Source organism: Paenibacillus athensensis, from assembly GCF_004514475.2.
Lineage (GTDB): Bacteria > Bacillota > Bacilli > Paenibacillales > NBRC-103111 > Paenibacillus_AL > Paenibacillus_AL athensensis.
In genome coordinates this window covers 325,096-339,770 of the sequence record NZ_MYFO02000004.1, presented here as the reverse complement: position 1 = coordinate 339,770, position 14,675 = coordinate 325,096, and the positions used below count along the sequence as shown (strand labels likewise).

The 14,675-nt window shown below is 58.6% G+C and carries 12 protein-coding genes; 3 read left to right on the top strand and 9 right to left on the bottom strand.

Annotated features, from left to right (window positions below):
* Positions 1-5: 5 nt before the first annotated feature.
* The 5 genes from B5M42_RS09710 to B5M42_RS09690 form a co-directional block, all read right to left on the bottom strand.
* Positions 6-1,256, bottom strand: a complete 1,251-nt coding sequence (locus B5M42_RS09710; protein WP_134749596.1) for an efflux RND transporter periplasmic adaptor subunit — start codon at positions 1,254-1,256, stop codon at positions 6-8.
* 26 nt (positions 1,257-1,282) lie between these two features.
* A complete protein-coding gene (locus B5M42_RS09705; protein WP_134749594.1) occupies positions 1,283-4,414 on the bottom strand; it encodes an efflux RND transporter permease subunit in 3,132 nt (1,043 codons plus the stop codon).
* A gap of 208 nt (positions 4,415-4,622) precedes the next feature.
* The gene (locus B5M42_RS09700; protein WP_134749592.1) at positions 4,623-6,014 is read right to left on the bottom strand and encodes a sensor histidine kinase; all 1,392 of its coding nucleotides are present in this window, start codon (positions 6,012-6,014) and stop codon (positions 4,623-4,625) included.
* The gene (locus B5M42_RS09695; RefSeq protein ID WP_134749590.1) at positions 6,011-6,688 is read right to left on the bottom strand and encodes a response regulator transcription factor; all 678 of its coding nucleotides are present in this window, start codon (positions 6,686-6,688) and stop codon (positions 6,011-6,013) included. Before B5M42_RS09695 ends, B5M42_RS09700 begins: the two co-directional genes overlap by 4 nt.
* A 47-nt stretch (positions 6,689-6,735) precedes the next feature.
* Complete coding sequence (locus tag B5M42_RS09690) at positions 6,736-7,422, bottom strand: 7-carboxy-7-deazaguanine synthase QueE (RefSeq protein ID WP_134749588.1); 687 nt, start codon at positions 7,420-7,422, stop codon at positions 6,736-6,738.
* 169 nt (positions 7,423-7,591) lie between these two features.
* Here B5M42_RS09690 and B5M42_RS09685 point away from each other — a divergent pair, with 169 nt between their 5' ends.
* Positions 7,592-9,004: an RsmB/NOP family class I SAM-dependent RNA methyltransferase gene (locus B5M42_RS09685; RefSeq protein WP_134749586.1), complete on the top strand. Its 1,413-nt coding sequence runs from the start codon at positions 7,592-7,594 to the stop codon at positions 9,002-9,004.
* On the opposite strand, the gene B5M42_RS09680 is transcribed toward B5M42_RS09685, so the two are convergent.
* Positions 8,974-9,249: a hypothetical protein gene (locus tag B5M42_RS09680; protein WP_134749584.1), complete on the bottom strand. Its 276-nt coding sequence runs from the start codon at positions 9,247-9,249 to the stop codon at positions 8,974-8,976. The genes B5M42_RS09685 and B5M42_RS09680 overlap by 31 nt on opposite strands.
* A 137-nt stretch (positions 9,250-9,386) precedes the next feature.
* On the opposite strand from B5M42_RS09680, the gene B5M42_RS09675 reads away from it, so the two are divergent.
* A complete protein-coding gene (locus B5M42_RS09675; RefSeq protein WP_134749582.1) occupies positions 9,387-10,016 on the top strand; it encodes a nitroreductase family protein in 630 nt (209 codons plus the stop codon).
* Positions 10,017-10,086: 70 nt separating this feature from the next.
* On the opposite strand, the gene B5M42_RS09670 is transcribed toward B5M42_RS09675, so the two are convergent.
* Positions 10,087-11,184 carry a hypothetical protein gene (locus B5M42_RS09670; RefSeq protein ID WP_134749580.1) on the bottom strand — a complete coding sequence of 366 codons (1,098 nt, stop codon included), beginning with the start codon at positions 11,182-11,184 and terminating at the stop codon, positions 10,087-10,089.
* A 180-nt stretch (positions 11,185-11,364) separates the two neighbouring features.
* Between B5M42_RS09670 and B5M42_RS09665 the strand changes: the two genes are divergently transcribed.
* Positions 11,365-11,454 carry a YjcZ family sporulation protein gene (locus B5M42_RS09665; protein WP_209280650.1) on the top strand — a complete coding sequence of 30 codons (90 nt, stop codon included), beginning with the start codon at positions 11,365-11,367 and terminating at the stop codon, positions 11,452-11,454.
* Between the two features lie 94 nt (positions 11,455-11,548).
* Here the strand turns inward: B5M42_RS09665 and B5M42_RS09660 are convergent, their stop codons facing one another.
* On the bottom strand, positions 11,549-12,997 hold the full coding sequence (locus B5M42_RS09660; protein ID WP_134749578.1) for a tetratricopeptide repeat protein: 1,449 nt from the start codon (positions 12,995-12,997) through the stop codon (positions 11,549-11,551).
* Entirely contained in the window at positions 12,997-14,640 is a 1,644-nt protein-coding gene (locus tag B5M42_RS09655; RefSeq protein ID WP_134749576.1) for a hypothetical protein, read from the bottom strand. The genes B5M42_RS09660 and B5M42_RS09655 overlap by 1 nt, the downstream gene beginning before the upstream one ends.
* Positions 14,641-14,675: the final 35 nt, after the last annotated feature.

Here is a 14,675-nt window from a genome sequence, read left to right as displayed (position 1 = left end):
CAAGCCTACGGCTTGACGACCTCCACTTTTTCCTGATCCTGCACCTGATGCTGGCCGCTGACGACAAGCTGCTCGCCTTCCTTCACGCCGTCCAGCACCTCCTGCATCGAGCCGCTCAGCCGGCCCGGCGTTACCTTGCGCTTCTCCACATGGTCGCCGGAAAGCACGAATACGAAGTTGTCGCTGCCCTCGCGCACGATGCTCAGCGTCGGCACGGCGACGACGTTTTGTTCCGACTCCCCGGTAAGCTGCACCTGAACGCGCATGCCCGGCACAAGCGTCCCGGAGGCGTTGCTGACGGCAAGCTCCAGCGGGTATGTTTTGCTTTGCGTGCTCATAATGTCGGCCAAATAGGTCACGTCGGCCGTCATCACATCGGCGCTGCCGGACTGATGAAAGAGCAGCTGCGTTTTGCCCCGCACCAGCTTGGCCGCCGATGCGGTCAAATCGGCTTTGATTTTCAGATGATCAACCTGCTGCACCTGGCCGATCTTCATGCCGCGCGAAACCGTCATGCCCGGCTCGACGCTGAAATCCGTCAGCACGCCGCTCACCGGCGCCTTCACCTCGTAGTTGCCGAGCGCGCGCTCCGCGTCGGACAACGACAGCTCCGCCGATTTCAACTGTGTCTCCAGCGAGGCGAGCGAATTGGTCGATTCCAGCGTCTCCAGCTTGCTCTGCGCCGACTGCAAATCCATCCGCGCATTGCGCAGCGCCGTTTCCGCCTGTTCGACCTGATCGTCGGTCGCGCTGCCTTCATCGTAGCTGTTGCGCACGCGGTTGTACGCTTTTTCCAAATCGCCGACCTGCGTCTGGAGCTTGTTGACTGTATTTTGCAAATCCTTTTTGCCGTTTTCGGTGTCCTGCTCCGATTTGTCCATTTGCTGCTGCAGGCTTTCGCGGTTCAGTTCGCTTTTCGCCCGCTGCGACATAGCGTCGGTGGCATCGATCCGCAGCAGCACCTCGCCCTTCTCGACCCGGTCGCCGCGCTTTTTCAACACCTCCTGCACCTCGCCGTCCGCCTTCACGGGAATGTCCAGCGCCGCTGCAGCAACGACATCGGCGACCATTTCGACCGGCTCCCCGATCTTCTGCTTGGTCACCGCCTGCACCTTCACCTGCTTCATGCCGCTTGCCGACTTCTCCGACGCCTCCGGAGCCGCGCCCGGCTTGGCGCAGCCTGCCGCCAATATGGCGGCCAGCCCGAGCAAAGCGGCCAGCTGCGCGCCGCGTTTGAACCGATTTTGATAGATCATCGCTTTATCTCTCCTTCTTTTTCGCGTTATTCCACAGTGACGGTCATGCCGGCAGAACCGACTCCGGCTCCGGCTCCCGCCGAAGGCCCGCGACGCTTGCGCGCCTTCCGCTCGGCCCGCTTCGTTTTGCGCGTATCGATGATTTCGTAGACGACCGGCACGACGACGAGCGTCAGCACGGTCGAGGTCGTCAAGCCGCCGATCACGACGACGGCCAGCCCCTGCGAGATGATCGTTCCCTTCGACAAACCGAGCGCCAGCGGCACCAGCGCGACAATCGTCGCCACCGCCGTCATGATGATCGGACGCAAGCGCGTCAAGCCGGCCTCGACCAGCGCATGGCGCGTCGTATAGCCTTCCTCGCGCAGCTGCTGCACGCGATCGATCAGTACGATCGCATTCGTAACGACAATCCCGATCAGCATCATAAAGCCGATCAGCGCAGTGACGTCGAGCGGCTGCCGGCTGACCAGCAGTCCGAACAAGCCGCCAATCGCCGCCAGCGGCAGCGAGAACAGAATCGCAAACGGCGCCGAAGCGTTGCCGAATGCCAGCACCATCACGAAATACACGATAAAGATTGAAACGCCCATTGCGATGAATAATTGCGAAAAGCTTTTGAAAATATCCTCGCTGATCCCGCCGACCTTGCGGGTGACGCCGCTCGGCAGCTCGACCTGGCTCAACTCCTTGGCGATTTTCGCGCTGATGCCCGCTTTGTTGTTGGAATTGATTTTTGCGGTCACGCTGACGACCTGCTCCTGCTTATCGCGGTGAATCGTCGTCGGCGCTTCCTCGCGCACCACGTCAGCAACGTCGCGCAGCTCAATCGCGCTGCCGGACGCCGTTTTCAGCTGAATGCCGCCAATGCTGTCCAGCGAGCTGCGGAACGACTCGTCGATGCTGACGACTGTCGTATAGCTGACATTGTCAAATTTCAGCTCGCCGAGCTGCTCCTCGCTCACCCAGCTGCGCACGCTGTCGCGGATTTGCGCCGCGCTCAAGCCATACAGCCGGGCCTTGCTTTGATTCACCTTGACGTTAATTTGCATTTTGGCGTCGCTGAGGCTGTTCTTCACGTTGCTCAGCTCGGGATAGGCCGCCAGCTTGGTCTGCACCAGCTCCGCTGCCTGCTCCAGCTGCAGCAGGTCGTCGCCCTTCAACGAATACGTGAAGTCGGAGTCCGACTCGCCCGGTCCGCCTCCGCCAAGCGATTGCGGCGTCACCTTGCCGCCCTTGGGAATGTTGTAGCTCAGCTTCTCCTGAAATTCCTGCTTGATCTCGGCCACCTGCTTGTCGCTGGCCACCTCGGTCATCAGCATGCCCATGTAAGCCAGCTTGTCGCCTTGCATCGTGTACCCGGCCAGTGACTCCGTATACATGAACACCGGCTTGCCGTCGGCGTCCTTGGCGTCCTGCAGCACCTTCTCCAGCTCCTTGAGCTTGGCGTCGGTCGTCTCCAGCGACGTTTCCTTGGGCAGCTTGATCTCATAATAAAACGCCTTCTCTTCATCGCCCGAAGGGATGAACGTGATCGCCAGATTCGGCACAATCGCGCCCACCGACAGGAGGAACAGCAGAATCGCGGCAACCAGCGTCGATTTGCGGTGATTGAGCGACCAGTTCAAGCTTTTTTGATAAAAAGCCGTCACGCGGCCTTGCTTGGGCTCCTCATGATGGGCTGCAGCGGAGCCCCGCAGCACCAGCAGCTTGGCGAGCAGCGGAATGACCGTCAGCGCCACGAGCAGCGACGCCAGCAGCGCGCAGGAAATCGTAATCGCAAACGGGCGGAAAATTTGCCCGGCGATGCCGCTGACCAGCCCGATCGGGCCAAATACACCAACGGTGGTCAGCGTCGACGACGTAATGGCCGCAGCCACCTGCTTGGTGGCCAGACGAATGACCGATTCGTCGCGCTGCTGCGCCTTTTGCAGCTGGGTAAAAATATTTTCAATGACGACAATACTGTCGTCGACGACCCGGCCTACAGCAATCGCCATACCGCCAAGCGTCATGATGTTCAGTGAGATATCGAAATACCACATCATCAGCAGCGTAATAAGAATCGACAGCGGGATCGACACAAGCACGATCACGGTCATCCGGAAATTCCGCAGAAACACGAGAATCATCAGCGACGCCAGCACAGCGCCCAGAATGCCCTCGCGCAGCAATCCGTTGACCGATTCGCGCACGCTGTCGGCCATATCGAACGTTTTCTGGAATTTCAGCCCTGGATACTGCTGCTTCCAATCCTTGATCATCTTTTGAATATCGTCGGAAAATTGCACCGCATTGGCGTCCTTCGTTTTATACAAATTGACGCCGATGGCCGGCAGCCCGTCGACGCGGGCGACGTAATCCGATTCCGCCACCGCTTCCACCTTGGCAATTTGCTTGAGCAGCAACGTATCGCCTGTCGGCGCAGTAATCTCCAGATTGTCCATGTTAAATATGCTGTTCATATCGCCGCTGATGCGGATCAGCTCGGTATTGCCGTTAGTCTTTACGGTTCCGGCCGGCCCTTCAGCCAGCGCGGCGCGAATGGCAGCGACGACCTGCGCACTGCTCAAATTGTAGGCCTGCAGCGCATTGGCATCCAGCTTGATATCGAGCTTGGCTTCGCGGCTGCCGATTGAATCGACATGGTCGATGCCCGAAATCGACGTAAAGCCCGGCTCCAGCACGTCTTTAAACAGCTGGTCCAATGCCGTCTGGTTCATGCCCTCTGCCGAAATTGCCATAAAATACGACGGGAACGACGCAAAACCGAACGTTTGCACCTTAGGGCGCTCCGCGCCGACCGGGAGCTTGATGTTGGCGACCAGACTTTCGATATCTTTCTTTTTGTCCTCTACCTTCGTGCCCTGCACGAACTGCAGGATGACCGAAGAGACGTTATCACTGGACGTCGACGACATGCTGTCGAGCCCGGACACGTTGGCCAGCGCCTTCTCCACCGGCTTCGTAATATCCTCCACGATGTCTTTCGGAGGCGCCTGATAAGTCGTCGTCACCATGACAACCGGAAAGGAGATGTCCGGGAAGCTTTCCAGCTTCAGCTGCGACGTCGCATACACCCCGCTGCCCAAGAGCAGCACGATAAGAATCATGATCGCCGCCACATGCTTCATGGCGAAATTGGTAAATCGGATCATGCGGGTCCCTCCACTCTCGAATTCTCGTAATACTCCCCAATGTACATGTCCAATATGAACTCAATATGAACGATCTTCCTGCAACCCCCGGCAAAAAAAGACAATATTGTGACAGCGGCTGCCCGCAAGCGGTCGACCTGCGCAAAAAAGCCTGCCGCTAGCTGCTCGGCAGACCTCGTAATATCGAAATGAACAAGCTGGACCCGGCTTAACGCTGCACAAGCGCTTCATGCGTCGCGGGCAGCTCGACCGTCATTTCCGTGCCGCGTCCCGGCTCGCTATCCAGCGTAATCGTCCCGTGATGAATGTCGACGATTTTCTTGACGATGGCCAGACCGAGTCCGCTTCCGCCGGACATCGCCTGCCGCGAAGCGTCGGCTTTGAAAAACCGCTGGAACACCTGCTCCCGCTCCGCCGGATGAATGCCGATGCCCGTATCGGCAATCCGCACCTTGACGCTTTGCGTCAAGGCCCGCAGCTCGATGCGGACCGTTCCGCCCTCCGGGGTGAATTTGACGCTGTTATGGAATAAATTCGTCCAGACCTGGCGCAGCTGATCCTCGTCGCCGACCAGCTTGGTCTTGGGCAGCGTCAGCTCCAGCTTCAGCTGCTTGGCGGACCACAGCGGCTCGAACGCCAGCACAACCTTGCGCAGCTGCTCATCCAGATCGATCGGAACGGGATGGAACGGGTGATGCTCCGATTCCAGCGAAGCCAGCTTGAGCAAATTTTCGCTCAGCCGCGACAGCCGCTCGCTTTCCCGCTCGATGATTTCCAGATAGCGGTCGCGGTCCTCCGCGCCAAGGTCGGGGCGGCGCAGCGCCTTGGAAAAGCCGCGAATCGACGTCAGCGGCGACTGAATTTCATGCGATACATTGGAGACGAAATCCTGACGCATCTGCTCCAGCTGTTTCAGCTCGCCCGCCATATGATTAAAGCTGGCCGCCAGCTCGCCGAGCTCATCCTTCTGCTTGACGCGCACCGCCACGTTAAAATCGCCACGGGCCAGCCGCTTGGTCGCCAGCGTCAGCTTCTTCAGCGGATTGACCACATACCGCGAAGCGATCAGGATGAGCAGGCTGCCAATGACCAGCACGATCAGCAGCACCACGAGAATGAGCCAACGCGCCTCTTGATAACGGTCGAAAAATTTCGGCAAAATAAACAGCGCATACGGCTGGCCGCGCACCTGCATCGGCACACCGACCATCAGCCGGTTTGGATCGCGCTCCGTGCGGAAATCCAGCGTTTTATAATCCTGTCCGCTCAGCACCAGCCGCACATCGGCAGCTTCAGGCTCGTCGGCCTGCTCCTTATTCGGCGCCCCGTACATGCGCCGCCCGCCGCGCTCGTCGTACAGCATGAAGTAGTAATACGAGCGCACGTCGGAAAAGCCGTTCAGGAACGCATCGACATCCTGCGGCTGGAATTGCTCCTGCAGCTGGGCGATACGCGCCACAATCGAGAGCATTTCTTTTTGAATTTCGCCGATAAAGCGGTTCGTAAACAGCGTCATGGCCGTCGGAAACGCCACCAGCAGGCTGATGAACACAATGGACGAATACGTCAGCACCACGCGCAAATACAACGTTTTGATCATAGCCGCGCCTCCAGCCGGTAGCCAAGCCCACGCACCGTCGTGATCGCAAACGCCGCTTCCAGCGGCTCGAAGCGCTCGCGCAGCCTTTTGACATGCACGTCCACGGTCCGCTCGTCGCCCTCGTAGTCCATGCCCCAAATATGCTCGATCAGCTGCGCCCGCGTGAAAATTTGCCCCGGATAGCTGGCCAGCTTGTACAGCAGCTCGAATTCCTTGGGCGGCAGCACGACGCGCTGCTCGTGGATCCGCACCTCAAACGTCGCGCGGTCGATGACCGCTTCGCCGATCTGCACAGCGGCCGCAGCGGCAATCCGGTAGCGCTTGAGCAGCGCCTTGACGCGCATAACCAGCTCCAGCGGGTCAAACGGCTTGACGACGTAATCGTCCGTGCCGAGCTGGAAGCCTTTGACCTTGTGGGCTGTCTCGCCCTTGGCGGTCACCATCAGCAGCGGCAGCTCGGGCTGCAGGCGGCGCAGCTCGCGGCACAGCTCCCAGCCGTCCATATACGGCATCATCACATCGAGCACGACCAGATCGGCCTGAACGTTTTCCAGCAGCGCCAGCGCTTCCCGGCCGTTGCCCGCCTCCAGCACGTCCAAGCCTTCGCCGCTCAAGTACAAACGAATCAGCTCGCGAATGCCGGCATCATCGTCCACTACCAAAATTTTCGCCATCGGCCGCCGCTCCTTTCCTCCGCCTCGCCCGTGCCTGCCGGTTGGCGCTAGACCCCGCGCTGGGCTGGGTCCCAAATGATTTTGTGCAGCTGCATGTTCAGCTTGACGCGGCTCAAGCCTTCGGCCAATATCAGCTCGGCCAGCCTCCGGGGCGGCATCGTTTCCCACACCGGACTAAACAGCGGCTGCGCCGCAATCGGATGCTCACGCAGCAGCCGCACAGCCGCATCGAAATCGGCCTGACTGCCGACGACAAACTTCAGCTCGTCCTGCGGCCGCAGCAAAGCCAGATTGCCGGGCAGCATCCGCGTCGCTTCCCCGGAGTCCGGCAGCTTGTAGTCCATCACGTACCGCACCTTCGGCGAAGCGACCGCTTGCAGGAACGGCGCGAGATCAATCGCCCCGTTCGTCTCGACATGCAGGTCGTCGACCTGCTCCAGCGCCGCCAGCGCCTCAATCAGCGCCAGCGAACGATCGCCGTACAGCAGCGGCTCGCCGCCGGTCAAACAAATGTGCCGCGAGCGGTAACGACCGACCGCAGCGACGATCTCTTCAATCGTCATCACATGCTCCGCCTCCGCTGGCGGATAGCTGTATTTCGTATCGCACCACGTACAGCGCAAATTGCAGCCAAAAAGACGGACGAAAATCGTCGGAAACCCGGCACGGGTCCCTTCGCCTTCCACCGTCTCGAATATTTCTACCATCGGAATCCGGATATCCTTTTGCATCATGCTGTGTCCTCCATCTTTCGGCCGCGCGGGCTCTGCAGCCTGCGGGAGCGCTTCACCGCCACTTCCGATCAAAAACCACGAAGTATTATAGCACGTCCGGCCGACTTCTCACAATGCCCGCAAAAGAGTATAATGATCGTGATCCAACATGGAAAAAGGAGCCTATCGCATGAATCGGCCATTGCCGCCCGAATTTATCCAACAAATGCACGGCCTGCTGGGCGCCGAAGAAGCGGCGCTGCTGGCTGCCAGCTACGACAACCCGCGCGTGCAGGGGCTGCGCTTTAATCCCTTAAAGCTCTCGCCGGCCAGCACAGCGGCAGAGCGCCTGACACGCTCGCTGGAGCTTACGCCTGTGCCCTGGTGCCCGACCGGCTATTATTACGAGGATTCGGTCCGTCCAGGCAAGCACCCGTGGCATGCAGCCGGGCTCTACTATATGCAGGAGCCGTCGGCGATGTCGGCTGTGGAGCTGCTCGCGCCGCAGCCGGGCGACATCGTGCTCGATCTGGCCGCTGCCCCCGGCGGCAAATCGACGCATATCGCCGGCAAGCTGCAGGGCGAAGGCTTGCTGATCGCCAATGAAATTCATCCGGCCCGGGCCAAAATCCTGTCCGAAAATATCGAGCGGCTTGGCGTTGCCAACGCAATTGTCGTCAGCAGCGCGCCGGATCGGCTGGCGCAGCGGTTCCCGCAGTTTTTCGATAAAATCATGCTCGACGCTCCCTGCTCGGGCGAAGGGATGTTCCGCAAGGACCCCGATGCCATCGCCGAGTGGTCGCCGGCGCACGTCGTCATGTGCGCCAAGCGGCAGCTCGACATCGCGCCGGAGGCCGTCGCGATGCTCAAGCCGGGTGGGCTGCTCGCCTATTCGACCTGCACGTTCAACCGTGAGGAGAACGAGGGCGTCGTCGAGCAGCTCATCGCCGCAAGCGGCGGCGCGCTGGAGCTGGTGCGCGTCGAGCGCATCTGGCCGCACCGCCAGCGCGGCGAGGGCCACTTCGTCGCGCTGCTGCGCAAGCGCGGCGGCGCAGACGCGGGCGGGCCGGCTGATGCGGCGGGCGTTGCCGGCGAGCCCGGCCCCCGGCCGCGCGGCAAACGCGGCGGCGGCACGCCTCCACCGGACAAGGCCGCGGCCGAAGGTCTGGCCTTGTTCGAGGCGTTCCGCCGCGATGCGCTGCCCGCGTATCGCCCGGCCGGCGAGCCGCTTTTGTTCGGGGAGCAGCTATACCTGCTGCCCCCCGCCGCAGCGGCGCTTGGCCTTGGCGGCCGCGGGCTGGACGGCCTCCGGGTGCTGCGCCCGGGGCTGCATCTGGGCGAGCTGAAGAAGCGACGGTTCGAACCGTCGCATGCTTTGGCGCTCGCCTTGAACGACGCCGCTTGCGCAGGCGCGCTCGCCTTCGATGTCGCGGCTGACTCGCCGCTCGCGCTCGCTTACCTGCGCGGCGAAGCGCTGCCGACCGCGCGGGATTCCAGCGGCTGGGCGCTCTTGCGCGTCGACGGCTTCCCGCTCGGCTGGGGCAAGGAAAGCGGCGGCCAGCTGAAAAATCATTATCCCAAAGGCTTGCGCTGGCCGCTTTGAGGCCAGTCCAAATAGCTGTAGGTTTCCTGCATCCGCTCGTTTTCCTGACGCAAATCGTGTTCGATCAGCGCAATCAGCCGCTCGATCTGGTCGATGACTGAATCCGGCAGCTCAATCTGATCGACCGATTTGACGATGTACAGCAGCACCTGGAGCGTTTCGTGCATCAGGCTTTTCTTTTTGCCGGCAATAACGACCTCCGTCAGAAAAATGAGATGACTCAGCTCTTCCTGCGTCATATTCATGATGGAAGACATCCCCTTCCTTTCTTCTATTATCCCCGATCAAAGGAAAAGAGAAAAGGTCGCGCTTGACAACACTAACTATAACATTTATGATTACAGTATATAGCCAGATAGATACCAATTGGAGGGATTCCATAATGACCGAGCAAGTCCAATCCGAAGTGTTTAAAGTGATGGCTGAGCGCCATTCCGTCAAGCAGTATCAAACCGGACACCGTCTGCCCAAAGAGCACCTGGAACAAATTCTCACCGCCGCTTCCCAGGCACCGTCCTCCTGGAACCTGCAGCATTGGAAATTCCTCGTCATTGAAGATCAAGCGAACAAGGAGAAGCTCCTGCCGATCGCCTTTGGCCAGAAGCAAATCGCCGAGAGCTCGGCCGTCATCGCCGTTCTGGGCGACCTCCAAGCCAATCTTAACCTTGAGCCGGTTTTTGGTCCACTCGTGGAAGCCGGTTTCCTGAAGCCGGAAATTAAAGAAGGGCTCAGCGGTCAAGTGAACGGCGCTTACAAGAACCCGCAGGTTGCGCGCGACGAAGCGATTCGCAACGCTTCGCTTGCTTCGATGCAGCTGATGCTGGCCGCCAAAGCGTTGGGCTACGATACGTGCCCGATGGGCGGTTACGATCCGGTGCGGTTCGTCAGCGAATTCAATGTGCCTGAACGTTATCTGCCGATCATGTTGATCACTGTAGGTGTGGCCGCAACGCCGGCGCGCGGCAGCGGCCGTCTGTCGCTCGATCAGGTCGTCGTCAAAGAATCCTTCTGATCCGCATTTCCCCGGCTCGGCATGGCAAAGGCATGAACCCTCGTTTGGGCTCATGCCTTTTTGCCGTCTGCTAATGCACCTGCTCCGATTCAAACAAAATTTCATCGATCAGCTTATTGCGATACAGCATCGAAAAATTGACCGTTTCGTAGTCCTTTTCCTTGTCGAGCTCGTCAAGCAGCAGCATCGCGATCAGCTCGCGGTCGTCGGCGTTGCCCGGCTCGCGGAAATCGATAAATCCGGTCAGCTGCCGCTCGCTGATATCGACCGTTGCTGTGCCAATCGGCAGTCCGCCGTACGATTGCTGATAAATCTCATACGTCAGCGTGTCCCCGTCGTCCCGGGCCAACACAACCGTGTAATCCTCACTATTGAACGGCTCCAGCTCAACCGGAGCGCGGCTGCTGTCCGCTTCCTCCAGCAAATCCCGGTGCGTCAGCTCAATCGTGTCGATCGTTTCCCCATTATAGTTCATATGCAGCACATACGTATCAATTAGCGTTTCGTCAAAATCGGCGACCAGCAGCTCCGTAATCCGGTTCATTTCCTCCTCGAACGGATCAAAACGCCAGTTGATCTCGCCGACCACGTCGGCGCCATACAGCACCAGCGCGCACTCGGCAATCAGCTCCGATTCGTCATCGTATACGTGGTATTCCACGCGGTTGCGCTTTTCTCCGACAATGACCAACTCGTAATCCGTCTCTGCGGAATCCGCCGACGGCGAGACCATCTCCATATCGAACTCATCCCCGCCGTCCGGGTCCACGTCGTCAAAGCGCGTTCCATCCTGCACCCATTCATAATCCGCTTCATCCTCGTGTAAAACAACAGGCTCCCGCCGCGGGGCAAGCCCGCTTCCCTGCGCGGTTTGCAGCGCATGCTCGGTAGCAATAATCAGCTCATAATCGCTGTACGTCACGAACACCTCGCACGATTGCGCGCGCACCGCGCGAACGAGATCCTCCACATGCTCCTTGACGAAAACCAATACCCGTTCCTTGTCCGATGCCGATAAGGACTGCCGCTCCAATTGGACGGAGCCTGACAACCGATCCGACTCCCGGTACACGAGCGTGAGCGTGCCGGCAAACTCTCCTTCGTACATAATGTCGCAGACCTCGCCGCCTGCTGTTTTCAAATCCGGTCTAAGCTGAATTGCGGCCATGACAGACTCGCCTCCTCTACAGTTCCTTTTGTACAAGGGTAGCCTGCCCGGGAAGCGCCCAAAATATGCCGATGCGGGATAAATGTCCATACACAGCTGCCTTTAGGGACATATAGTATCGTATACCGACGGTCAAGATGAGCCGCGGTCCCCAATTATGTGAACAAGGGAGGTAATCTCATGTCCCACGCAGTCGGTTATTCGTCCGCAGGCGCCATTCTGGTTCTGTTCATTCTCCTGGTGATCATCACTCGTTCTTTCCTGATCTAATCCCCCTACGCCCGGCCTCTCCGGGCATTTCTACAACAAAGAGGACGTCCGTCAAGCCATTCGCATGGCTGAGGAACGTCCTCTTTCGCTTGCTTCAGACCCCGGGCTTCGCGTCGCGCCCTGGTCCTGCGCCTTCCTTGTCCATCCAAGCCAGCCGTTTCAGCGCAAGCTGCTGTGCTTCCGGTCTGTGCATATGGCGCGCATACAGCTTGCGGGCTTCGCTCCATTTGCCGGAGCGGAAGGCGATATCGGCCAGTGTCATCTCCGCCATCCACGCGCCGATCCGGTAGTCCGCCGTCACGCCGCCGCGGTAAGTCGCCAAGGACCTTTGCGCTTGGCGGACGCCCTTCTCCGCTTCCCGGTACAGCGCTTCCGCCTGTTTCATCTGCACTTGCGCCAGCCAAAAAAACGCGTCCGGAAAATCCGGATTTACTTCCAGCGCTTCGCGGCACCAACGTTCGGCTTCCTCCCAATTCCCGCGCTTCATCGATAGCTGCACAAGCAGGTTGTAAATGTCCAACACCCGCCCGAACCGCGGTTGCTCCGCTGCCAGACGCAGCGCCTCCAGCAGCGCGCGTTCCGCCTCTTCGTCCAATCCCGCCAAAAGCGATTCCCGCCCATAGAACAGCCAGTGGCCAGGGTTATCCGGCTCCTCGTCCAGCATCAGCCGCAAGAGCCGTAAATTGCGCTCCAGCTTGCCTGTGCGTACCACCACATCGGGGTCGTAGCCGTCATGCAGATAGCGGATTTTGACTGGACGTCGGTACGTGTCGTCAGCATACAAGCCTGCATTCGTGCCGACCTGCTCATGGACGCGCCCCCAATAACGGACGCCCGGACGCAGCGGAAACAAGCGCACTTGGGAAAAATCATGAACGACCGTGTCGCGCATCTTGTTCAAATGCCAAATGTGCAAAACCGGCAACAGCGGATGCGTGTGAAAAACACCTGCAGCCTCGCGTACGCAAGACGCATCTTCTGGCAGCAGCCGCTCGTCGGCGTCAAACCAGATGACCCAATCCGTATGCAGATAGGTCATCGCCTCATTCCGCGTCGCCGCAAAATGGTCTTGCCATGCAAGGGGGACGACGCGCACACCGGCTATTTGACCGGCTATTTCCGCCGTCCGGTCGGCACCTGTCGCAAAGACCACGATTTCGTCAACCGCTCCCTCCAGTGACAAGAGGCAATCGGCAATCGATTGCTCCTCGTTACCGGCGAGCACGGCTGCTGTAATCGTCACCCGCGGCACATGCAGCAAGCCCTCGATATCAAACCGCTCGTCACCGTCGGGTGTTCGACCGAGCGCTTGCTTCGCCGCCTCGACCCAAATCGCTTGCGGATCAAGCAACCACGCACGTTCAAACAGGCGACGGGCGGCGCGGCCAAAGCCCTGATGCAGCAGCGCCTCCGCCAGCAGAACCCAGCTCTGCGCATCCAGCGGATTCGCGCGCACAAGCTGCTTGCACGGCTCCTCCGCCTCGCGAAACCGCTTGGCTTGAAAAAGCTTCCGAACCGGCTCGTAGTTCAAAGCGGCTTCCATTAAGGCTTCGTATAAGGAACCGTAATGATTTTGTGCCCGTCATTCGGATCAAACGTAAACGTCACCGAACCGCCGGAAGGACCGCCCCAGTAAATATAATCTCCCGTTCCCAGCATGGTGGAATCACTGGTCGATTTGGTCATGTGGGAATAAATGTCGCCAGCATTGTCGTAAGGGAACAAGGTCGGAATGTGAACCATGCCGTTCGTATCGCCGAACGTCAGCACTTGAACCTCCAGATCGTCCTGATACGTCTTGTTGTTGTCGTTATCGTAAGCATACACGTGAAGAAGCGCATTGCCGTCAACCGGCGTGTCCACCTTCAAATACACATCGTCTACAATGCTCGCATCGACCATATCGTAGGTGATCACCGAATAGCTGATATTGGAGCCGAGATTGAAAACCGAGTTCAAATCAAGCAGATACGAGCTTCCCGTATACAGACTTTGCGTATCAAGCGCGTTCGGGGACATTCTTGAAATGTTGACTTCCATATCCTCGTAGGCGCCCTCTGGATCGATTGCGCGAACATTGATAATTTTCCCATACAACGGAATATTGCTCATCTGAATCAGCGAGCCGGTCAAAGAGGTCGTGCTGGTCGTACCGCCGGAATTCATCACAGTCAGCTCATACGAGATCGGATCCTCATCCGGATCTGTAAAATAATCGCTTAAATCAATCGTCGCTCCGGCATACAGGTAATTCGTCGTAATCGTGTTGTAATAGTAAGGCGCTTGGTTGCCGGAGCCTTCCCCATCCACGTGGATGTTAAACGTCTTGTAAGCCGCTCCGCCCATCGAATCCGTCGCCACGAACGAAATCGTCGCGTCGCCCGGCATATCTGCACAGAAACGCCAATCTCCGCCTTCTCCCAAATAAGTCCTCACGACCTCCGTATTGCTGGAGCCAAAATAATAAGTCAGCATTTGACCGTCCGGATCGCTGAAATAATCGGACAAATTACCAAGCAGCTCATCCGCGGATACATCATTGCCGCTGATCAGTCCCTGCCCCTGAATGCCGCCCGACGTTGCCACCGGCTTGCGATTGCCCGGAAACTGGTAGAAAGTCGAGGCATCCGGACCGATATTGCCCAGCAGACCGCTGACTAATTGCGGCGTTACCGAAGATGGACCGTATGTACCCTGGTTGCTGTTCATATACGAAACGGCATCGCTGATATCAAAATGACCGTCCGCGCCGGTTGGCAGACCGATCGTAACGTTAAACTTCTCGATTTGCATCGTCGAGGAGTCCGGCTGCGACAAGCTCAGCGTAAAGCTGACCGTCGCCGGAAGCGATTGCGGGTCATAGGTGGTCACCTTCAAAAGCCCGCTCATCAGCAGATCTTGATCGATTGACGCCAGCAACTGATCTTCGTCGGAAGACGTATACAAGCCCCAGACCTCTTGGCCAAACAAATAATTTAAATCGATAATATCCGAGCTGCCGTTGGCCGGGAGCACCATATCGTACACTTTGTCTACATTGGTTGTAGGCGGCATGCTCACCTCCGCCCCTACCGTCGTCGGACGTTCTACGCCAAGCGCAAAGGGCGCGGTAACCATTGCCGCCGTTACTGCAGCAGCAATTATTTTTTCACGTCTGGAAAACAGCTTTTTTTTCATTGTGGACACACTTGCACCACCGTTCGTGTTTTCTTTTATTCTAC